This is a genomic window from Bhargavaea sp. GQ12 (assembly GCF_059758705.1).
Window position 1 is genome coordinate 61,447 of sequence record NZ_JCAXEU010000007.1, and the last position, 21,982, is coordinate 83,428.

A 21,982-nucleotide genomic window follows, 5' to 3' on the forward strand; every position below is an offset into this window, starting at 1 on the left:
AATTTTAATATGGAACTTTCTTGAGGAACAAAAAAATTCACATATTATAAAAAGTACCGACCTGAACCCGATCACTTTTTATAATAGGTGAATCCGTGTTTCCAGTCCTCGTGTTCAATTATTGCCATTATACCATCTTCAGGAAGCATGTCAATGATCAGCGTTGATAATTTTCTGTTTTTTCGAAAAGGGATGCGGCTTCCCGTCTTTCATGCAGATGATGCCATGATACAATTGCAGGTCCTCGGCACAGTCCTCGCAATAGCACACTTCTTTGACGTTCCAGAACGCCCAGTACATACTGTTCTTTTCCGCTTCGTGCTCACACTCCCGCCGGAACCGGGTGATCATCTCATTCAGTCCCGCTTCTGCCGCTTCTGCGCAGTCAAAAGCCAACCTTTCCTGGACATGTTCTTCCCAGCCATCAAATTGCCACCATGGTTCATAGTCTGCTCTCATGTAGATGATTTCATACATAGGATCAACCTTCTTTATCGTTGTGATACTGACTTGAAACCCATTGTAGCAAATGATTCCCCATTCTCCACCTGTTACGCTCACAGACACTATGCGATTCGGATGTATGCTTGGCGGGTATGCGATATAATGGGGTCAGACCGAGCCGGAAACAAATGAAACTTTTCGGCCGATCCGGACGTAAAAATAGTAAGATTTCTATAGGAGGTCCGGCCACATGAATACATTCCAGCAATTTTTGACCCGGCACGCCATCATGCTGCCGGTCAGCTTCGGATCCTGGCTCTATTTTCTGCTGGGCGCCGGTATGGGCTTCGTCCCTGCAACCGGCCTGCTGATCGCCATTTACCTCGCCGGTGATTTCGGAATCAGACAGGTGCAGGTCGGTTCCACGGTAAAGCGGCTCGGCATGACAAGGTCCGAATACAAACATATCGTCCACCAGCTGGGTCAGGCTAAGACAAAGCTCCGTCAGCTGAATACCCATTACGGCAGCATTCGTTCTGTGCAAGCTTTCCGCCAGCTAAACGATCTGAACAAACTCTCGAAGCGCATCATCGGGATTGTCCAGCAGAACCCGAAAAAGTTCTACAACGTCGAGAAATTCTTCTATGCACACCTCGACTCCGCAGTTGAGCTTTCTTCCAAATATGCTCTTCTGGCAAACCAGCCGACGAAAGATCAGGAAATGAAAACAGCGCTGGAGGACACCCGCGAAACTCTCATGGACCTGAATGTCGAAATTCGCAAAGATGTTAAGCGCGCGCTTGCGACCGACCTCGAATCCCTCAGGTTCGAGCTGGACTACGCAGAGGTCCTGACGGGTAAGGAAAAGAAGCAGCTCGAGATGCAGGAAAGAAAACAACTCGAACAGCCCGGGCAAGCGCCGGTGAAAGGAGAAGACACTGATGACAGAAAACAGACCCCGTGAAACGGCAGACCTTACAATGGACGACCTGCTCGATAACCCGTTCGACCTGAAACCGCAAACCTCACTCCTCCCCGACGAAATGGCGAACCAGGCACCTGCAAAGCCGGGTGTCAAGCTGATGGAACGCCTAAGCGAGGAAGAGCAGCAGAAGGCACGAGATCTGGCCAAGCAGATTCCCGAAGGAAACTATGAGGCCATCATCACATACGGAGCGAACGCACAAAATCAGCTGTCGACGTTCTCCCATAAGATGCTCGATCATGTCCAGTCCAAAGACATCGGCCCTGTCGGAGATGTCCTGAAAGACCTGATGGGGAAACTGAACGAAATTGACCCCGAAGACTTGTCGGTCGAGAAAAAGACCGGTATCCGCAAATGGTTCGGACGGGTACAAAAATCCGTCCAGGAACTCATGACCAAGTACCAGAAGCTCAGCACCCAGATCGATAGGATCGGCATCCAGCTGGAGCACGCCAAGCGGGGCCTTATCGAGGATGTCCAGATGCTTGACCAGCTGTACGACCAGAACAAAGCCTACTTCCAGGCGCTGAATGTCTATATCGCCGCTGCCGAACTGAAACGGGACGAAATCGTCACCGAGATCATCCCTGCCATGCGGAAAAAAGCCGAGGAGTCCAACGATCAGATGGCATTCCAGGAAGTAAACGACATGGCACAGTTTGTGGACCGGCTTGAGAAACGCATTTACGATCTTCAGCTGTCCCGTCAGATCACCATCCAAAGTGCTCCCCAGATCCGCATGATCCAGCAAACAAACCAGACTCTGGCCGAGAAGATCCAGTCATCGATTATGACTTCGATCCCATTGTGGAAAAACCAGATTGCCATCGCGCTGACCCTGAACCGCCAGCGGAAAGCGGTAGAATCACAGCGGGCGGTCACAGAAACGACAAACGAGCTCCTCCTCCGCAACTCCGAAATGCTGAAGATGAACAGCATCGAGACAGCCAAGGAAAACGAGCGCGGCATCGTCGAAGTCGATACGCTGAAAAAGACGCAGGAAAATCTCATTACTACAATCGAAGAAACTCTCGCCATCCAGGCAGACGGCCGCGCCAAGAGAAAGGCAGCGGAAGTCGAGATTGCCCGCATGGAAGAGGAACTCAAGCAGCGGCTGATTGCCGTCGCCGAAAAAGCGGAAAACCGTCCCCAATGAGGACGGTTTTTTTCTTACATATTTCCTGAGGCCAGGACGAGTAGCTTCCTGAGAATCCGCTGGGTCTCATCTGAAAAGCGATCGATCGAATCCGCCGATACTGAACGGCTGCCGAACATCATCCTGAAAAGTTCCTGCTGCCTTGCGGTGGCGGGTCCGGATGAAAGGAACAGATGAATGACCGTAATCCCCTTTTTCTCGGCCTCCCTGACAGCTTCTGCCGTGTCAACGATTCCATTCTGGCCATAGCCGAATGCAGAAGGCTCTCCGTCCGAGAATACAAGCAGGAATCGGTGGGCCTCGGGTCGGCGGAGGAGCTGAGATGACATCCAGCGGACAGCAAAGCCGTCCCGGTTGTCATCCCCCGCTTCCATTGAAAAGATTCTTTCACCGTCATCCCTGCCGGCATCCCGGAAACGGTGGAGCCATTGAAATGTATTGGGCTGGCGCTTTTTCGTCGCAGCTGCGGAATCCTCCTGGTACACGGCAATGCCATGCGCCGTATCCAGCGAACGCAGGATGTCATGAAACAGGAGGACCGCCTTTTTCGTTTCATCCAGCTTGTCCGCCATCGATCCGGATCCGTCCACCAAAAGGCCGAATACGGCATCCAGTCGCTTCGACGGACTTTGTTTCCGAAAAAACGGCCGAGGACGCTCATCCGTCAGGACAGATATCGGATTTTTGGAAAGCCGTCCTTTCGGGAGACCTTCCCTTCGCTCTTCCCTTTTCCTTTCGATCCGCTTCTGCATTTCTTTGACGATGGCCCGCACATGGGGAACGGTTTCATCGCGCCAACTAAGAATGCGTTCATGGGCTTCCCTGCTGCTGTCAGGTTCGGCAAGCAGTTCGCGGTAAACGACCGATTCATTGGCCGGGCCAAAGCCATCCGCCTTCATCCAGGCTCCCGCGTCGGGAGCAGACGCTTCGCTGCCCGCCTCATGTGCGATACCAGTGCGCTCATCCGCAGACGACTGGCCGCGGCCCGTAGACGTGGCTTCCGCCCCCTCACGGCCTTCCCTGGCACCGTCGCCGTCGCCCTCCCCTATCCGGCCATGTTCCAGCTCGTAATTCAGGTGCATGCCTTTCTCGGAGCGGTTGGCTGCATGCCATGTCGAGAACAATTCCCCGACCGACTCTTTCTGCCCTTCTTCCCCTTCTTCCCTGTCCTCAGTTCCCCTGTGGTAATGGAAGTCAGGACCCGGACCCGTCAGCCCGTCACCTACCGCATAATAGGAATGCCGAAGGTCTTCATCCAGCCGACCGTGAAGCAACGGGGCAAGGCGCTCCGCAAGACGGACAGCATCCGCAGTCGAACGTGCATCGTACACACTGAAGAGGACCGGGTCAACGAGCTCGGCCAGTTCTTCGCCGGACGAACCGTATGTATCCGAAAAGCTGTGCAGTACTGCATACAGATGATTAAAAAGTGCGTCGGCACGGAAACCCCTGCGAAGATTGACCGGCTGCTGTCCGGTATGAAACTCACCATACATCCGTCTCCTCAGTGAGAATGCGGCTTCTGTACCTGGCCGTTCCGAGATGACTGCGTCGGTAATGCGCAATTCCTCAAACAGCAGGACAGCCGACCGCAGGAATTCCCGGAGAGGATGATGTTCCGTAACGGACCGGTATTTTTGCCATACTGGAAGATCGAACTTGGACCAAAATCCCGCGGCCAGCAGATATAGGTCGGACAGTCTGCCCTGTTCGGTCACTTCCGGTTCCCTGTGACGCCAGAAGACACTCATGGCCAGCTCATTGGAGGCAGGGTGGAACTCGATATGCTGCCTCTCAGCCAGGCCGATATCAGTCATGCCGGTTAGCGCTCTTGCCAGGCGTTCGAGTCTGAGCCGTTCCCCTGCATCGATCAATTCGTCGTTAAAGTCGATAAATCGGTTAATCGATGTCATTGCCAATCACCGGATCCACGTGGCGGCGAGGTCCATGACAAGCTGCCGTTCGCCTGCGTCCTCGAGTTTCTCCGCGATGGCATAGCGCACGGCACGCTCCGGCCCGATGTGGAGTGCCAGTTCAGTGGCGTCGATCAGGCTTCGTATCGATGCCGCTTCATCAGCCAAGAGGCCACTTTTCGCCTGATCCTTCAGATCCTCAGAGATGCTCAGCATCGTCGTGATCAGTGTGCGGGGTGCATCGGGGAATTCCCTCTCGAGGAGTGCCTTTGACTGTTCCTGACCGAGATATGGCACTTGGAATGCGATAAAACGGTTTTTCAGCGCTTCGTTCATCGGAACCGTCCCGACATAGCCCTCGTTGATCGCGGCGACAACGGTGAAATCAGGATGGGCATGGATAACTTCCCCGGTGAACGGGTTTGTCAGCATTCTGCGGTAATCCAGCACACTATGCAGGATCGGCAAGGTTTCCGGTTTCGCCATGTTGATCTCATCGATATAAAGCACATGGCCCTCCTTCATCGCCGTCACCACCGGCCCGTCCACAAAGTCGATCACCGTGTCCCCGTCCTGGCGGATGATCGTCTTGAACCCGATCAGTGATTCGGCATCCAGGTCAACGGAACAATTTACCTGGTGCATCGGCTGGCCGAAAAATGCCGATACCGACTCTGCAAGCTTCGTCTTCCCGGATCCCGCAGGCCCTTTCAGGAGCACGGGACGCCGAATGACCACCGCCGTCAGCACATCCTCCCACAGATGTTCATCAGGCGCCACATAGCCACCCTGGCCGATCAGCGCCGCCTCTTCAGCCGGATAATCTCGTCCATTCCGTTCTTTCCGCTCTTCTTCGATGATCGCCAGCATAAACAGTCCTCCCTCAATAAAAGGCCCGGCGGTTTTCCCGCCGGACCTCCGGTTCATTCAAAATACGTTTTATAGAATCCGCCGACTTTGCCCGTGTTGTCCACGACAAAGATAAATTCTTCGGTTTCGTTTTTCACTTCATACTCCTTGCCCGGTGTCAGGACATTCGACACCAGGTACTTATCCGCGTCCGTATGCTTGCACGTGACTGTGCGGATCGCCGGAGCGTCTTTCCACTGCTTAAAATCCATCGGCTGCCGCCTCCTTTATCATGGTTCCATTATAGACAAAATAGGGCCCTGTTTTCAACGATGCAGGAAGCGTGTATCGGTAAAAGTGAAGCAGCTCATGTTTAAGTGTGTCGCGGTTTCGTCATTCGAGTGAGAAGTTTCGTCATTCAGGGCTCCGGTCTCTGCATTCAAGCCCATAATCTCGTCATTCGTTCCAACCAAACGCTCCAATGACGAGATTACTCGTCTGAATGACGAAATCAGAAGGCCGAATGACGAAACTGAAAGGACAAATGACGAAATCGCAACAATCCACCTAAGACTCAAACCCAGTGCCCGAAAAGAGCCCAAACAAAAAACGCCTCATATAGAGGCGTTTTTCATCAAGATCCAATCAAGAACCGAGGAGAAGGTCTTCCGGATTCTCGATCATTTCCTTAACAGTCTTCAGGAAGCCGACGGAGTCTTTGCCGTCGATGACACGGTGGTCATACGAAAGCGCGACATACATCATCGGACGGATTTCCACGTTGTCGCCGACTGCCACAGGGCGTTTCTGGATGGTGTGCATGCCGAGGATACCGACTTGCGTGCCATTGAGGATCGGTGTGGAGAAGAGCGATCCGAAGACGCCGCCGTTTGTGATCGTAAACGAACCGCCGGAAAGGTCGGACAGGGCAAGCTTCTTGTCACGTGCCTTTGTTGCAAGGTTTGCAATGTCTTTTTCAATCTCAGCGAAGTTCTTGCGGTCTGCGTCACGAACTACCGGTACGACAAGGCCTTCTTCGGTAGAAACCGCGATGCCTACATCAAAGTAGTTTTTCAGCAGAAGGTCAGTGCCGTCGAGTTCGGAGTTCACGTACGGGTACTGCTTGAGAGCAGCGACGACCGCTTTCGTGAAGAACGACATGAAGCCGAGGCGTGCGCCGAACTTCTTCTCGAACTCATCTTTTTTGCGCTTGCGCAGTTCCATGACATTGGTCATGTCGATTTCGTTGAATGTTGTAAGCATCGCCGTGTTCTGGCGGACTTCCAGAAGACGCTTAGCGATGGTCTGGCGGCGGCGCGACATTTTCTCGCGTGTTACGCGGCCGGATTCTTCATCCGAGGAGGCAGCTGGTGCCGCAGGCTTGGCAGACTGTTGCTGAGGTGCCTGCTTCGGAGCTGATGCAGCCGCTTCTACGTCTTGGACGCGTACACGGCCCATCGGGTCAACCGGTGTGATCGAAGCAAGGTCGATGCCTTTTTCGCGGGCAAGTTTGCGTGCAGCCGGGCTTGCGATCGTGCGGTCAGCCGCGCCTGCTTCTTCACTTGCTTCAACAGCTGCAGCAGGTGCTGCCTGTTTTTCTTCTTTTTTTGCATCTGGAGCAGGTGCAGCTTCTGCTGCAGGCTTTTCAGACGGAGCAGCGGCAGCGCCGGAACCTTCGCCGACAACAGCGATGACCTGGCCCACTTCTACTGTGTCGCCTTCTTCTGCGAGCAGTTCCTGGACGACGCCCGCTTCTTCGGAGATGACCTCAACGTTGACTTTGTCTGTTTCGAGTTCGACGATGAATTCGCCTTTGTCGACAGTGTCGCCGGGCTGCTTCAGCCACTGGGCGACCGTACCTTCCGTGATGGATTCTGCAAGTTCTGGCACTTTGATTTCTGCCACGGTGGATTCCTCCTTATAATCAGGCAAATCTTAGGATTTGCTCAGTGCTTCCTTGATGATGCGGTCCTGTTCGATCTTATGCGACTTGCCGTCACCTTCCGACGGGCTTGAGCGACGGATGCGGCCGCAGTAGCGGACAGGCTTCTCTTGTGCAAGTTCTCGCACAAACGGTTCTGCAAACGACCATGATCCCATGTTCTTCGGCTCTTCCTGAACCCAAACGAATTCTTTTACATTCGGGAAGCGCTCGATAATCTCTGCGATGCGGTCAGAAGGGAACGGATAAAGCTGTTCGACACGGATCACATGAAGCCACTCGTAGCCTTCGCCATCTTTGATCTGTTCCGCGAGGTCAATCGCCATTTTGCCGCTGGCAAATGCGATTCGCTCAACCTTCTTCGGATCTTTCCCGAGACCCGGCTGCTCGATGACAGTCTGGAACTTGCCGGACGTCAGATCTTCGACATCTGCACCTACGAGAGGATGGCGCAGCAAGGACTTCGGCGACATCATGACGAGCGGGCGGCTGTATTCTTCACCAAGATGCTCTGCCTGGCGGCGGAGAATATGGAAGTAGTTCGCTGCGCTCGAAAGGTTTGCGACCGTCCAGTTGTTTTCACCCGCAAGCTGAAGGAAACGCTCAAGACGTGCACTGGAGTGCTCCGGTCCTTGTCCTTCGTAACCGTGTGGAAGAAGCATGACAAGTCCTGAAGTCTGTCCCCACTTCGAAGCGCTCGAAGAGATGAACTGGTCAAACATCATCTGGGCCATGTTGGCGAAGTCGCCGTACTGGGCTTCCCAGAGGACGAGAGCGTTTTTGTTCTCGAGAGTATAGCCGAACTCATAAGCCACGATCGATGCTTCGCTAAGCGGGCTGTTATAGACCGCAAAAGATGCGTTGGCATCACTGATGTGGTGGAGCGGAACAAGTTCCTTGCCATCCTTCTCATCGTGAAGGACGACGTGGCGATGGGCGAATGTCCCACGCTGGGAATCCTGTCCGGTCAGGCGGATCGGATGGCCATCCTGAAGAATCGAACCGAATGCAAGTGTCTCAGCATGTGCCCAGTCGATCTTGCCTTTGCCGTTGAATGGCTCTTCCCGTCGCTTCAGGATGCGGGAAAGCTTTTTAAAGACATTGAAGTCTTCCGGATAGTTCAGCAGTTCTTCGTTCATCTTGCGAAGACGGTCTTCGGACACACCGGTCTCAACACCCGGATAACCGTTCATGATGGCTTCCGGTGTGCTGTTGTCCATTGTCTCTTTCTTGGACGTCTCCTTCACCCTGTCATAGGATTCCTGGAGCAGCGTAAATGTGTCTTCGTCTAATTTTTCAACTTCTTCCGGCTTGACTATGCCCTTGTCAGACAGTTCTTTGCCATACAGCTCACGGACTGTCGGGTGTTGATGTACTTTGTGATACATCATCGGGTTGGTCACGAGCGGCTCATCCATCTCGTTGTGTCCATAGCGGCGGTAGCCGACGAGGTCGATCAGGATGTCCTTGCCGAACTGGTTGCGGTATTCAAATGCAAATCTTGCGATGGCGATGACCATTTCCGGATCGTCCGCATTAACATGGATGACCGGTACCTCGTAGCCTTTGGCCGGGTCGGAGGCATATCGGGTCGAGCGGGAATCGAAGAATTCAGTCGTGAACCCGATCCGGTTGTTTGCGATGACATGGACCGAACCGCCCGTCTTGTATCCGTTTGTGCGGCTGTAGTTCATTGTCTCCATATTGATGCCCTGTCCGGCGAATGCGGCGTCCCCGTGAACAAGAACGGCCAATGCGTCTTTCTCATTCAGTTCCGGAATGCCGGGCTGGCCGGTTTCTTCTTGAGCCGCACGAGTCTGGCCGGTAATGACCGGGTTGACGACTTCAAGGTGGGACGGGTTATAGGCCAGTTTGACTTTAAGTCCGTCCGGAGCCGTGTAAGTGGCGCCCATATGGTACTTCACATCACCGAACCAACCGTGAGTCAGTTCCAGGGAACCATCTTCAGGAACGAATGGTTCTTCATCAAGGCCTGCGAATTGGGCAAGCATGACCTCGTACGGCTTGTTGAGCACATGCGTTAGGACGTTCAGCCGGCCGCGGTGTGCCATGCCGATAAGAACTTCTTTCATCTTTTCTTCATGTGCGCTATGGACGAGCTCGTCGAGAAGGACGACAAGAGAATCCAAGCCTTCGATGGAGAAGCGTTTCGCACCGACGAATGTACGGTGGATGAATTTTTCGAATCCTTCGATTTTCGTAAGCCTGTCAAGCAATTCCTGGCGTTTGCTGTCATCCAGCCCAGGCTTGACCTTGCCTGACTCGATGTACGAACGCAGCCATCTGCGTTCTTCCGGGTTGATGACCTGCGTGAATTCATACGCCGCCTTGCCCGTGTAGATGCGCGTCAGATGGTTGATGGCATCAAGGCCGTTCGATACACCTTCCGGAACTTGTTCATGGAAGAAAATCGATGCCGGCATCGATACGAGGTCCGCTTCAGTAAGGCCGTAAGCGGAAGGGACAATCCGGGAATTATCCAGTTCTCGGTCCTTGAGCGGGAAGATGTTCGCGGCAAGATGGCCGTTGTGTCGGATAGAATCCGCCAACTGCGCTGCGGCGACGATTTTTCCAAATTGTACCGGCGAAGCGCCTGTTGCCGCCTCGGCTGTGCCTGCAGCGGAGTCCGGCAATACCGGAGCACCATAACTCCTGAAAAGTTCCGCCAGATCAGGGTCGACCTGATCCGGGTCGTTCTGGAACAGGTCATACTGTTCCATCACATACCCCAGGTTAGGCCCGGAGAAAGTTCCCCAAGGCGAACCGGGAGCACCAAAATTGTTTGACATGTAGATACCCTCCACTTTTTACGCTGGCATCGTCTAGCTCTATTGTAATGGTCCGCATCAATTTTAGCATGCCGTTCCTGACACTTAAAGCAAACGGCATATAAGGCAACGCCTGCGTTTTTGTCCAATTCAATCTTACTACTGTACCGACAAAATACAATCTTTTTTTACAAAAAAACAAGGCATGTCCGTTGTAAGCGGATACATGCCTTAAGAATACCAGAGAACCGGCATCACTAAACATTTTTAGCCGGATTCAGTCCTTTTTGCCGGAATGTGAAAGGATCAGTTCAGCCATCTCGCCGGGTGTTTTCGGAGGCTCTGCATGTTCCATCCTGAGAATGATATCCTGAGAACTGGCTTGCAGGGACCGGACGGATTCGAGGAATGATTCGCGCCCGACCTCCTCTTCCTGCAGAACGATTGCAAAACCTGCTTTATCAAACAGTCTTGCATTGAGAATCTGGTCCCCCCTGCTTTTCTCAGCAGACAAAGGGATAAGAAGCATCGGAATGCGCAGGGCCAGAAATTCGAAAATAGAGTTCGAACCTGCCCGGGACACGACATAATCAGCCGCCTTGAGCAGGTGGCTCAATTCATCCGTGACATATTCAAATTGAGCATAGCCCTCCATCTGCTCAAGTGCCGTGTCAAGATGGCCCTTACCGCAGAGATGGATGATATCGGTCGTTTTCAAAAGCTCGGGCAGACCCGACCTCACCGCTTCGTTCAGCACTGCCGACCCCTGGCTGCCTCCCATTACGAGAAGGACCGGCTTGCGGCCGGTAAATCCGGCAATGCGGAGCCCCTCATCCTTCGACCCTTCGAAGAGTTCCTGGCGGATGACCGGACCCGTGCAGGTCGCTTCCGCTTTTTTGACATGCGGGACCGTTTCCGGAAACACAGTGAATACATGATCGGCAAACGGCATCGCCAGTTTGTTGGCCAGGCCGGGCGTTACATCCGATTCGTGGATAACCACCGGGACTCCTGCCATCCGGCCGGCCAGAATAACCGGTACGGAGACGAACCCCCCTTTGGAAAAGATAAGCGCCGGTTTCAGCTTCCGGATGATCCGGTACGCCTGAAGCACGCCCGCTCCCACTTTGAATGGGTCGGAAAAGTTCTTCATTGAAAAGTAGCGCCGAAGCTTTCCGCTCGAGATCTCATGGTAAGGAACGGAAGGGAAAGAACCAGTGATGAGATTCTTTTCAATTCCATCCCGGGAACCGATATAATGGACGTCGTAACCCTGTTCAGACAAAGATGGAATGATTGCCTGGTTCAGAGAAACATGTCCGGCCGTCCCTCCGCCCGTGAGGATGATGTTCGGTCGTTTCATGCTATTCCCTCAATTCATTTACAGTGTTTCATACATATGAACGCATTATCCATCCTAACACAGCTGCACGCAAGTATTTTAACAGACAGGAGGTCGGGCAGGATGGAAAAACAGAAACCGCTTCGCCTGAAAGCGGGCATCATGGCAAAAGTCATCGGGCCGATCCTGATCACGCAGGTGGCCATGTACCTGATGACGTTCTTCGATATCCTCATGACCGGCCGATATGATTCCCAGCATCTTGCCGGTGTGACGATCGGCTCCTCCTTCTGGAATCCGGTCTATACCGGATTGGCAGGCATCCTGCTTTCTGTGACACCGATCGTTGCACAGGCCATCGGTGCGGGACGGAAAGAAGAGGCGAGGCCGGCAGTTCAGCAGGGATTGTATATCAGCCTGGCACTGTCTGCAGTGGTTTTCATACTCCTGCAGGCGGTCATTCATCTCGGACTGGGACAGATGCCGGTGGAGGAACAGGTGCGTGAGGTGGCATCGGGCTATCTCACGGCGATGAGCGCCGGACTGGTACCGCTGTTTGCCTACACGGTCATCCGATCTTTTATCGACGCACTTGGCGCGACACGCGTCACGATGCTGATCACGCTCATTTCCGCTCCGGTGAACATTCTGCTTAACTGGCTGTTCATCTTCGGAAAGGCAGGTTTTCCTGAACTCGGCGGCATCGGTGCGGGAGTCGCCTCTGCTATTACATATTGGCTGATCCTGGCTATCGCGATATTCGTCTCCCATAGGAACCGGCCGTTTCAGCGGCACCGTCTTTACCGCGGATGGCAGCGGATCTCACTCCCCCGCTGGAAGGAGATCATCTTCCTGGGAGTTCCGATCGGTATCTCGATCTTTACTGAGACGAGTATCTTCGCTGTCGTCACTCTTTTTATGAGCGGCTACTCGACCGAGACAATATCCGCCCACCAAATCGCGCTCAATTTCACTTCGCTTCTTTATATGATCCCGCTCAGCCTCTCGATGGGTGCGACCATCCTCGTTGGCCAGGAAGCCGGCGCGGGCAGATGGAAAGAAGCAAAACAGTACAGCTGGCTCGGTGTGGCGATGGCCATTTTCTTCAGTCTGATATCCATCTTCATTCTCGTCACGTTCCGCGAAGGGATTGCCTCTCTATACACGCAGGACGAAGCCATCATCCGGCTTGCGGTCCAGTTCTTCATCTTCGCCGCATTTTTCCAGCTCTCGGACGCGGTGCAGGCACCTGTCCAGGGAGCACTCCGCGGCTACAAAGACGTGAATGTCACGTTTATCATGGCGATCATCTCTTACTGGGTTATCGGCCTTCCGGTCGGCTACCTGATCGCCAATAACACAGGACTTGGACCGTTCGGCTACTGGATCGGACTGATCACAGGTCTGACCGCAGGGGCGATTACGCTTTCGGTACGCCTTCTTATAATCCAGAGAAAAAAACAAAGAATCCCTATCGCTTAGCTTATACCGCACTCAAAAACCCACGGAGGCTGCTCATCGTCTCCGTGGGTTTGTTTTGGCATTAAAGGAAAGTCTGGGGGCCTATCAGTTTAAAATTCCAGTCCTCCTGATAGTGATGTTTGCATCGACCGTTATATCCAGCTCAGAGAATGTATCGTGCCAATCTCCTTTTTTCCAGAGTTCGGGGTGAAACGCCCGCACTTGATAGCCGAGTCCTATCGCATCACTGCCGGCCCCCTGCAAGATCTCCAGCAGATTTTCCATATCGGCAGTAACGAGTTCAGATAATTGTTTTTCGGCTGTTTCCATCCGATCCTTTTCCAAAACGGCACCATGCGGAAACTCTTCAATCTCAACTTCGATGTCATAGGACATCCTGACCTTTTCGCCTTGGATGTCCCATTTTCTTTTGCCGCTTACATACTCGACGGTCATGAAAAACTCTTCACCTTCCAACTCCACTTCATAGGTGCCTCTCAAGAACTTTCCCGGGTTCTGCTCCATGATGGCCAAAATCTTGCCTTCGCTGGTGGTCAGCATCGTTCCGGTTGCGGATTTCCCTTGAAACAATGCGGTTCCTGCAATTTCTGGATGCCCGGAATCTTCGCCAATTTTCAGGACCGGAAGTGCCAAATCTTTCCCCTCTGCGAACAACAGAGTACAGACTTCCTGGAGATCATGGTTGACGGTGAGTGAGTAATCATCACTTGTCTTCAACAGGTGTGTAATAAAGTCCGGCACATTTTTACCGATCCCCTTTGATTTGTTTTGCGTCATGAACGCATCCATCTCCCCCTGTACCAGTGCCACATTACTGCTTAGCCTGTTGCGTGGAGTTCTGTACAAATTATCCAAGCTGTCATAAAGGTCTGTCCCTGCAGTTTCCTCAGAGATCAAAAGGACATCAAGCTGGGAAATGTCGATGACTTCGCTGGTCCGCACATTGATTTCATTTTTCGCATTGGCAAATGAATACCCCTGTGCTTTTGCAGTCAGATACTCAACCTGGTCATCAGTATGCGCCGGAAACGTAAAATGGATGGTAACATCACCCTTCTCCCCTTCAATCCCGATCAGGGTCACCACCTGCAAATCCCGAAAGCTAACCTGATCCCAGCATCCTGCAAGAACTGGGATACAGAGCACCAGACAGGTCATCAACTTTTTCATGCCGGCTTTCCTCTCCTTTTTCTGCTGAGAATCCTGCTGACCAGAATGACAACAAACGGCAATGCGATCGCAAAAATAAGGTGAGCATATAGAAGGAGGTTGCCATTAAGGCGCACGGTCTCCTTCGTCCCCAAACGAGATCCTACAGCCAACAAAAGAACACAGAATAAAGCAGCACTTTTCGTGCGGTGTTGCTTCATTTTTTTCGGCAACAGCTGCATGACCGAGAAAGCATAAACCCCCAACGTCACAAATGACCAGGCCAGCCAGATATAAACGAACAGCAGATCAAGCCGTTCCATAAATCCGACGTCCTGGGATTTCAGCATAAACATAATCGGCTCCGGGACCAGCCTGAATTCTTCCAGCGCGAAATACACAAGCGGTATGATCAGCATCTGCATAAAGAACAATAGCCAGACCCCACTGTATACTACGATTTTCCACGCGTTTAACTTCCCTGGAACAAACGTTCTTAATAGGAGAAACAATTCAATTCCGATAAACGGCATCTGAGCTTTTAACGAGCCTTTCTGAAGTTCCTGAAGACTTGCCTCCCCGACAGGGAAAAGATTGGTCCATACCGCATGGTTAATCCCCATGTAAACGAACAGCATAAACAGCACTATCATCGGAAGCAATATCACTCCGATATTGACGGCTGTTTCACCGCGGCTGCTCATCAGATAAAAAAGGACGATAACGACGAGTAACAGGATGATGAATGTTGGTGTCTTCGGATAGGCCCATGCATTCAACGTATAGCCGATGTAACCTAAAAAACTCGCCATCACAAGAAACCAGTAAGCGCCATATAGAAACGCAATAGGTCCTTTCCACTTGAAATCTTGGTAATACCGGTTAAACAGCCAGAGATGAGGAAAAATAAGAATCCCCTGGACCAGAAAAAGCCACCAAGCGTCTCGCCCCACAGCGATGATCAGTTGTGACTGGAATGAAACAAAAACTGTACCGGTCATGGCGATAAAAAGCATCAGAAAAAGCTGTAAAGAAGTAATGTGCAGTTTCATTTTGCCTTTTTCCCTCCCAGACGGAAAAACGGCTGTTGCCTGTCCGGCCGGTAATAGGGCACCCGAAAGAACACATCCTTGAAGCGCGTTGGATCAAACGGAATCACCGGAGTCAGATACGGCTGCTTCAGAGATGACAGGTTCAGCAAGTGGACAAATAAGATCAGTGTCCCGATCAGCATACCCAGGAAGCCGAATGTGGCGGCCAGCACCATGAACGGGAAGCGGAGCATACGGATCACCATATTCAGTTCAGGGGAAGGAACAACGAAACCTGCAATTGCGGTCATCGCAACAACAATCACCATCTGGTTCGATGCAAAACCGGCACTCACGATGGCATCCCCGATTACAATCCCTCCCACGATCGCTACGGTCTGACCGATCGGTTGCGGCAGCCGGATGCTTGCCTCACGGATCAGTTCAATAAATAATTCCAAAAGCAATGCCTCGAAAACCGGCGGGTATGGGATGTCCTTGACACTGGCCTTCACTTGTGAGGTCAGTTCAACGGGAAGGACTTCGGAGTGGAAGCTCATGACCGAAACATAAAATGAAGGCAGGAGAATGGCCAGAAAAAACGCAAGCAGTCTGACAATCCTGTAAAAGCTTCCAACAAGCACGCGGCTTGTATAGTCATCCGGTGATTCATAAAATGTAAACAAGTTCACCGGTCCAAGTATGACTGTAGGTGAACTGTCTGTAAAAACAGCAATCTTCCCTTCCAGAAGATTATAAGTGACTCTGTCCGGCCTTTCTGTAGTCAAGAATTGAGGAAACGGCGAAAGGATCCGGTCTTCGATATAATCTTCCAGTTGCCCGGACGAGTAGAATTCCTTATGAGGGACATTTTCCATTCGTTCCCGGAGTTCCTGCACGACCTCGGGTGCGGCCTGATCTGCCAAGTAAACAATGTTAAGCTTGCTGACGGTTTTCTCCATCTGGAAACTTTCCACGACAAGATCGGAACGTTTCAGTTTGTTCCTTAGAAGACCAATATTCGTACTGAAGTTCTCTACAAATCCGAGATGCGCCCCCCGTACCACTTGCTCATTGACGGGTTCATCCGGAGAACGTTCCGGAACAGCGGCAGCTTTGATTTCGAGCATCAGGTTAGATTTGGGAAAAACCAGCACGGCGCTGCCTTCGCAGATGGCGGTAACCAGCTTTTCTTTATGAAAGGCTTCGGCTGACGTGGCAGCACTGCTTCCCCAACCATTGGTTCCCTTCTCCACTCTTTCCTCGAGCAGCCTTAGCTGCCTGCTGACGATTTCAGCATCAATCATCGTGGAGTAAAAGCAAAGAAAGGCGTCAACTCCTGCCAATTCAACTTCTTTCACCAGAAAATCAGCGGAGTTTTTGAATTCATTTTTTATGATCTGTATCGTTTGATCGTCCATGAATCGAATCACCCCTTCCCGTCAGTATCATCCACAGGCAGGGATTTTTATTCAAAAATCCTGCACCGTAAACACTCAAACACGGCATAAGAAAAGAGCACCCGGGCAGGGTGCTCTTACTGTATCTATTACTTTTGGATGAACATCTGAGTCCAATAGTGTCCATTAGAGTCATATCCGATACCGATATGAGTGAATTCCGGCGTCAGGATGTTCTGGCGGTGGCCAGGCGATTCCATCCAGCCTTTCACGACTTCTTCAGCAGTCCGCTGACCCATGGCGATGTTTTCTGCAGCTTTCTTGTAGCTGATTCCGGCTGCTTTCATCTGGTCGAACGGGGAACCGTGGACCGGGCTAGTATGCGAGAAGTAATTGTTCTGGCGCATGTCTGCGGATTTTACCCGTGCCGCATCCATCAGTTTCGCATCTGCAGCAAGCGGCTTGAGACCGGATTTGGCACGCTCGGCGTTTGTCAGGTCAAGGACTTTCTGTTCTACCGCGCTCAGGCCGGCAGTCTGCTGTGGTGCTTGCTCAGTCGGCTCAGCCGATGGTTGGGACGGTTGCTGAGGAGCTGGCGCTGGGGCAGGTGCCGCAGGCTTTTCCACCTCAGGCTTTTGCTCTGCAGGCTTTTCAGGGGCCGGTGCAGGCTTTTCTTCTTTAGGCTGTTCCGGTGCTGGAGCTGGGGCAGGCGCAGGTTTCGGCTGTTCAGCTTTTTCCTCTTCTGCAGGAACCACCGGCTTTGCAGTTTCAGGCTTTTCCAGTCCGGCATTCTGTGCCGGAAGCTTGTAGCCATATTCTTTAAGGATTTTCTGGATCAGGCTTTGGATGTCCAGCTTGGACAGGTCTTCGCCGTTATAGCGGATTACCTCTCCGGCAACATATGAGTGCAGGGACACCCCTTCCACATTGATCTTCTGGAATTGTTCGCTTTCTGTTGTCTGCTGTGCTTGCGCAGTGAGCCCCGGCGTAAGAAGTGCCGCGCTCATGGCGAGAACGGAAATCGTTTTTTTCATTCTCAATTCCTCCCTTCGGCACCATCGTACACGCAGGCCGTCATGCATATCGTTCCAGCACTTTCCTTAAAGACCAACCACTCCCGAAACCTTTGAAAATAGGCATCCCAGCGGATGATTCATAGGAAATCTCCGCCAGGACGCCCTACTATTTCATTTCATGTGCGGTTGACATCAGGGCATCAGAGACTGATAAAAGCGGATCAGAATATCTTGGTCCGCATCGGAAAGTGAGGAAGTCCGGATGCGTTTTTCTATTTCTGCCAGCTTGGATGGACGGTCTTTCCTCAGCCGGGGATGGGTCAGCCTGTCCGACAACTCGTCTTCGGCAAGCTTCCTGACTTCGTCAGAGGAAGTGGCATTCTGTGCCGCTGCCCTCCCCGGCCAAAGCTTGCGGTAAGCCATGACCAGTTGCTCCTGCTCATTCATGATGAGTACCCGGCACACGGATTTCAGAGAGGCCCTCACCGATCAGGACAAGGTTTGCCGGCATGTTCATATACTCGGGGATCCACTGGACCATCCCGTAGGCATACTGGAACAGCGACGGGTATTTGTTTCCTTCAAGCGGTACATATCCTTTTATCCGGTACACCGTTTCCGGAAGTGTGCGGACCCAATTCTCAAATGCTTCACGGGCAACCGGTTCGCTGAATGTCACAAGTCGAGTGCCGATCGGGAGGTGGCTGCCGATGCCCGCACTCTGCACCGGAATACCGGACCGTTTTTGTGCCATGCTGCGGAGTGTGGCCAGGGAAACCTTACTATTCACGGTTTCGATGATTTGTGTACCGGGGTTCAGGGACTGGATGCCCATCACGGCTTCCGCCTTTTCGGAATCCGACAGAAGATCGCTCTTATTCAGGAGAATGAATCCCGCATGACGGATCTGTTCGATAAACAGCATCCGGACTTGAGGAGTCATGCCTTCAGCGGAAAGATAACGCCTTCCGTCCGCCACGGTGACGATTCCCTTCACATCCAGTTTTTCTCCAAACAGCGGCGAGTGGACGGCATCTAGGACTTCCACCGGATGCGCGGCTCCGGTCGTCTCGATAAAGATGATATCAACATCTTCATGGAGCAGCGCCTGCATTTGGGATTCCGTCTTCTCCGAGCCGGTGCAGCAGATGCACCCGTTCAAGATTTCTTTTAGAGGCACCCCGTCCTCCACCGCTTCCGAATCAAAAGCGAGTTCGCCGAGTTCGTTCATGATAACCCCCGGCTTCAGCCCTTCCTCTTTGGCCTGCCTGATCAGCCCTGTGAGCAGGGATGTTTTCCCGCTCCCGAGAAAACCGCTGAGAATATATACTTCTGTCATGATTGATCATCCTTTCAATGAAGCGGGCGGGATCCTTTTGGATCCCGCCCGATGTCGTCATTTCAGTTGTTCGTGGAGAAGTTCCGCCGCCTTCTTCAGCATCGGGTCGTCGGTTTCGATCTTTTCACGGAGCTTGTCCATGAGAGCGAATGTCGTGTCCCCTTCAAGAATGCCGCTTTCCTCAAGGCCGGCATCAGATTGAAGGTCGCGGACCGCATCCGTTGTCGATTCGTCGAACACTCCGTCTGCTTCACCCGGATCAAAGCCGACCGCTTCCAGCATCTGTTCGGCGGAGAGGATCGTCATTGACGTATCCCCGTCCTGCATCGGTTTTTTCGGATCAATATATGGAAGCTTCACATATTCCGGATAGGCGACCGGGTCCGTCGGCTCGACCCCTTTTTCGTGGATCCAGTTACCGTCAGGCGTCAGCCATTTGGCTGTCGTCAGCTTAAGGTTCGAACCATCCTGGAAGTCCTGCGGCGACTGGACGGTGCCTTTACCGAATGTCTTCTCCCCTACAGTGCGGATGTCGGCGGACTCCATCAGAGCGCCTGCCAGGATCTCGGAGGCCGATGCGCTGCCGCCGTCAATCAGCAGGACGACCGGCAGCTTCACCTTATTGCCGCCTGTCGCGTAGGTGATCTGCGGCTTTTGGCTTTTCTCTTCAATCTGGAACAGGCCTTCGCCTTCCTCGATAAAGAGGTTCGAAATTTCAATCGCTGTGCTGAGCAGGCCGCCCGGATTTTGCCGGACATCGATGGCCATCGCCTTCATGCCTTCTTTTTCCATTGCCGTAATGGCTTCAATCAGCTCATCGAATGTGTTCTCCGAAAAACTCGTGATCTGGATGTGAGCAACTTCATCATCAACCATCTCGGCATAAACCGTTTCGATCGGGATCACGTCACGGGTGATTGACACATCAATCGGCTCTTCCAGCCCCGCACGCTCGATCTGCAGGGTGACTTCCGTCCCTTTTTCGCCGCGGATGAGCGTGACTGCCTCTGTCGATGATTTGCCCTGCAGGCTTTCGCCGTCTACAGCCATGATGATGTCATCCGGCTGCAGATGGGCTTTTTCTGCAGGTGAGTTCTTGATCGGGGAGACGATCATGATCTGGCCGTTCCGTTCCTGAATTTCTGCGCCGATCCCCTCAAAACTGGATGAAATGCTTTCATTCAGATGCTGAGCCTCGGTCTGGTCCAGATAATCGGAGTAAGGATCACCCAAGGCGTCAACCATGCCGTTGATCGCCCCGTTCACAAGCTCCTCATCAGTGACATCCTCGAAGTATTGCTTTTTCACCGCGTCGTACGCGTCGTAAAGCTTGCTGAATTCGCCCCGCTCGGATTTGGGAGAGACGACCTCGACCACTTTGTCTTCTCCGACAGTCAGCGCGAAAAACGTCACACCCGCAGTCAGGAGAACCAGGCCGAACATGAGCATCAGCAGGAAAAATGGCTTGATGCGAAGGTAGCGCCCAGCAGGTGTCTCTTGCTTGTCTTCATGACCGTTGCCATTTCGATTTTCGTTTTCGTCCATGTTGATTCACCACTTTCAACCAAAAGCCCGCTGCGTTTGCGGCAGGCCGATATACGGAAAAGACCGCCACCGTACGATGGCGGTCAATCCGTTTCATTACTGGATAGCCGCTTCCAGGGCGACTTCGATCATTTCGTTGAATGTCGTCTGGCGCTCCTCGGAGGATGTCGCTTCGCCTGTCAGGATATGATCGCTCACCGTCAGGATTGAAAGCGCCTGACGACCGAATTTTGCAGCAAGCGTATAGAGTGCAGCCGATTCCATCTCGACGGCCAAGACGCCGTATTCAGCATATTGTTTGTGATCCGAATCATCACTGTAGAAGAGATCTTCCGTAAATACGTTGCCGACTTTCAGGTTCAGGCCTTTTTCCTGTCCTGCTTCGTAAGCTTTGAGCAGGAGATCGAAATCTGCCGTCGGAGCATAATCGATACCCTTGAAAGTGATCTCGTTAAATTTGGAGTTCGTTGACGCGCTCTGTGCAATGATGACGTCACGGACCTTGACATCTTTCTGGATCGCACCGCATGTGCCGACGCGGATCAGCTTCTGTACGTCATACTCCTGCATCAGTTCTGTGATATAAATGGAGATCGACGGTACGCCCATCCCGGTACCCATTACGGAAACCCGCTTTCCATTGTAGGTTCCGGTGTAGCCGAACATGTTCCGGACTTCGTTGAACTGCTCGACATCTTCCAGGAATGTTTCTGCAATGTACTTTGCGCGGAGCGGATCGCCCGGCAATAGGATCGTGTCGGCGATATCGCCCTTTTTTGCATTGATGTGTATGCTCATTTAGTCAAACCCCGCTTTCACAAATTCTTTTCAATCATATCGTGTTTTGCTACCGCCCGCAATCACAACACAGGCGTCCGCTTGATACGGACGCCAAATTTTAGTCGGTCTCCCGGTATTCTTCCCAAAGTTCATCAAATACACGCGACGGCATATCCGGGTCCGCGCGCACTTCCAGATAGCGCGACAGCGGGTCGAAACCTGTTTCGTCCTTCGGGAATTCATGATCGAGAAAAGCCGCTTCCGCGAAAACCGCGCGCGGGTCGTCCTGCGGGCCTCCCCGGTGGGACAATAGGAATTGATAAAATGTCCGCCTCACCGGACCACCGCCTTCCTGAATGTTTCATAATCTGATATCAACCGGGTACTTATTCCCCGAACAGTTTCAGATAGTTGCCGTACCCTTCTTGTTCCAGCTTGTCCTTCGGTACAAACCGGAGAGCTGCCGAGTTGATGCAGTAGCGAAGTCCGCCCGCCTCCATCGGCCCGTCCGGGAAGACGTGCCCCAGATGGGAGTCGGCACTTTTACTCCGAACTTCCGTGCGTCTCATTCCGTAGCTTGTATCAAAGTGCTCTGTGACTTCGGTGTCCTCGATCGGCTTGGTGAAGCTGGGCCACCCGCAGCCCGCATCGTACTTATCTTTTGATGAAAAGAGCGGTTTTCCGGATACAATATCGACATAGATCCCTTCATCGAAATGTGCATCGTATTCGTTCTGAAATGGCGGCTCAGTGCCGTTTTCCTGGGTGACCTGATACTGCATCGGAGTCAGCTTCTTCTTTAGTTCTTCTTTATTCATCA

General features: G+C 52.5%; 20 protein-coding genes. 3 read left to right on the top strand and 17 right to left on the bottom strand.

Going from position 1 to position 21,982, the window contains the following annotated elements:
- Window positions 1–150: 150 nt before the first annotated feature.
- Window positions 151–477: a DUF1033 family protein gene (locus AC6CHQ_RS08485; protein WP_251240212.1), complete on the bottom strand. Its 327-nt coding sequence runs from the start codon at window positions 475–477 to the stop codon at window positions 151–153.
- Window positions 478–694: 217 nt separating this feature from the next.
- Between AC6CHQ_RS08485 and AC6CHQ_RS08490 the strand changes: the two genes are divergently transcribed.
- Both AC6CHQ_RS08490 and AC6CHQ_RS08495 read left to right on the top strand, forming a co-directional pair.
- Complete coding sequence (locus AC6CHQ_RS08490; RefSeq protein ID WP_251240213.1) at window positions 695–1,408, top strand: 5-bromo-4-chloroindolyl phosphate hydrolysis family protein; 714 nt, start codon at window positions 695–697, stop codon at window positions 1,406–1,408.
- Window positions 1,386–2,585 (top strand): toxic anion resistance protein, encoded by a 1,200-nt coding sequence (locus AC6CHQ_RS08495; protein ID WP_498081326.1) that lies wholly within the window; start codon window positions 1,386–1,388, stop codon window positions 2,583–2,585. The genes AC6CHQ_RS08490 and AC6CHQ_RS08495 overlap by 23 nt, the downstream gene beginning before the upstream one ends.
- Window positions 2,586–2,599: 14 nt before the next feature.
- Here AC6CHQ_RS08495 and AC6CHQ_RS08500 read toward each other — a convergent pair whose 3' ends face one another.
- The 6 genes from AC6CHQ_RS08500 to murG all read right to left on the bottom strand — a co-directional run bounded on the left by AC6CHQ_RS08500 (window position 2,600) and on the right by murG (window position 11,441).
- On the bottom strand, window positions 2,600–4,498 hold the full coding sequence (locus AC6CHQ_RS08500) for a vWA domain-containing protein (RefSeq protein ID WP_498081327.1): 1,899 nt from the start codon (window positions 4,496–4,498) through the stop codon (window positions 2,600–2,602).
- Window positions 4,499–4,504: 6 nt separating this feature from the next.
- Window positions 4,505–5,368, bottom strand: a complete 864-nt coding sequence (locus AC6CHQ_RS08505) for an ATP-binding protein (RefSeq protein ID WP_498081328.1) — start codon at window positions 5,366–5,368, stop codon at window positions 4,505–4,507.
- A 53-nt stretch (window positions 5,369–5,421) separates the two neighbouring features.
- A complete protein-coding gene (locus AC6CHQ_RS08510) occupies window positions 5,422–5,619 on the bottom strand; it encodes a DUF6501 family protein (protein WP_092051004.1) in 198 nt (65 codons plus the stop codon).
- A 373-nt stretch (window positions 5,620–5,992) separates the two neighbouring features.
- Window positions 5,993–7,252, bottom strand: coding sequence for a 2-oxoglutarate dehydrogenase complex dihydrolipoyllysine-residue succinyltransferase (odhB, locus tag AC6CHQ_RS08515; protein WP_498081329.1), 1,260 nt, complete (start codon window positions 7,250–7,252; stop codon window positions 5,993–5,995).
- Window positions 7,253–7,282: 30 nt separating this feature from the next.
- On the bottom strand, window positions 7,283–10,099 hold the full coding sequence (locus tag AC6CHQ_RS08520) for a 2-oxoglutarate dehydrogenase E1 component (RefSeq protein WP_498081330.1): 2,817 nt from the start codon (window positions 10,097–10,099) through the stop codon (window positions 7,283–7,285).
- A 256-nt stretch (window positions 10,100–10,355) separates the two neighbouring features.
- Window positions 10,356–11,441 (bottom strand): undecaprenyldiphospho-muramoylpentapeptide beta-N-acetylglucosaminyltransferase, encoded by a 1,086-nt coding sequence (gene murG / locus AC6CHQ_RS08525; RefSeq protein ID WP_498081331.1) that lies wholly within the window; start codon window positions 11,439–11,441, stop codon window positions 10,356–10,358.
- Between the two features lie 102 nt (window positions 11,442–11,543).
- On the opposite strand from murG, the gene AC6CHQ_RS08530 reads away from it, so the two are divergent.
- Window positions 11,544–12,902, top strand: a complete 1,359-nt coding sequence (locus AC6CHQ_RS08530; RefSeq protein ID WP_498081332.1) for an MATE family efflux transporter — start codon at window positions 11,544–11,546, stop codon at window positions 12,900–12,902.
- A gap of 84 nt (window positions 12,903–12,986) precedes the next feature.
- Here AC6CHQ_RS08530 and AC6CHQ_RS08535 read toward each other — a convergent pair whose 3' ends face one another.
- The 10 genes from AC6CHQ_RS08535 to msrB all read right to left on the bottom strand — a co-directional run bounded on the left by AC6CHQ_RS08535 (window position 12,987) and on the right by msrB (window position 21,980).
- On the bottom strand, window positions 12,987–14,072 hold the full coding sequence (locus AC6CHQ_RS08535; protein WP_498081333.1) for a Ger(x)C family spore germination protein: 1,086 nt from the start codon (window positions 14,070–14,072) through the stop codon (window positions 12,987–12,989).
- Entirely contained in the window at window positions 14,069–15,103 is a 1,035-nt protein-coding gene (locus tag AC6CHQ_RS08540) for a GerAB/ArcD/ProY family transporter (RefSeq protein WP_498081334.1), read from the bottom strand. Before AC6CHQ_RS08540 ends, AC6CHQ_RS08535 begins: the two co-directional genes overlap by 4 nt.
- Entirely contained in the window at window positions 15,100–16,503 is a 1,404-nt protein-coding gene (locus tag AC6CHQ_RS08545; protein ID WP_498081335.1) for a spore germination protein, read from the bottom strand. The genes AC6CHQ_RS08540 and AC6CHQ_RS08545 overlap by 4 nt, the downstream gene beginning before the upstream one ends.
- Before the next feature lie 128 nt (window positions 16,504–16,631).
- Window positions 16,632–17,516: a CAP domain-containing protein gene (locus AC6CHQ_RS08550; protein ID WP_498081336.1), complete on the bottom strand. Its 885-nt coding sequence runs from the start codon at window positions 17,514–17,516 to the stop codon at window positions 16,632–16,634.
- 174 nt (window positions 17,517–17,690) lie between these two features.
- Window positions 17,691–17,921 (bottom strand): protein YoyC, encoded by a 231-nt coding sequence (gene yoyC / locus AC6CHQ_RS08555; RefSeq protein ID WP_424237189.1) that lies wholly within the window; start codon window positions 17,919–17,921, stop codon window positions 17,691–17,693.
- Window positions 17,922–17,937: 16 nt separating this feature from the next.
- A complete protein-coding gene (locus AC6CHQ_RS08560) occupies window positions 17,938–18,837 on the bottom strand; it encodes a CobW family GTP-binding protein (RefSeq protein ID WP_498081337.1) in 900 nt (299 codons plus the stop codon).
- A gap of 57 nt (window positions 18,838–18,894) precedes the next feature.
- Entirely contained in the window at window positions 18,895–20,382 is a 1,488-nt protein-coding gene (locus tag AC6CHQ_RS08565) for a lmo1851 family serine protease (protein ID WP_498081338.1), read from the bottom strand.
- 96 nt (window positions 20,383–20,478) lie between these two features.
- Complete coding sequence (gene deoD / locus AC6CHQ_RS08570; protein WP_424237187.1) at window positions 20,479–21,180, bottom strand: purine-nucleoside phosphorylase; 702 nt, start codon at window positions 21,178–21,180, stop codon at window positions 20,479–20,481.
- A gap of 100 nt (window positions 21,181–21,280) precedes the next feature.
- Window positions 21,281–21,499 (bottom strand): YozE family protein, encoded by a 219-nt coding sequence (locus tag AC6CHQ_RS08575; protein WP_092050983.1) that lies wholly within the window; start codon window positions 21,497–21,499, stop codon window positions 21,281–21,283.
- 49 nt (window positions 21,500–21,548) lie between these two features.
- Complete coding sequence (msrB, locus tag AC6CHQ_RS08580) at window positions 21,549–21,980, bottom strand: peptide-methionine (R)-S-oxide reductase MsrB (protein WP_092052093.1); 432 nt, start codon at window positions 21,978–21,980, stop codon at window positions 21,549–21,551.
- Between the last annotated feature and the right edge of the window lie 2 nt (window positions 21,981–21,982).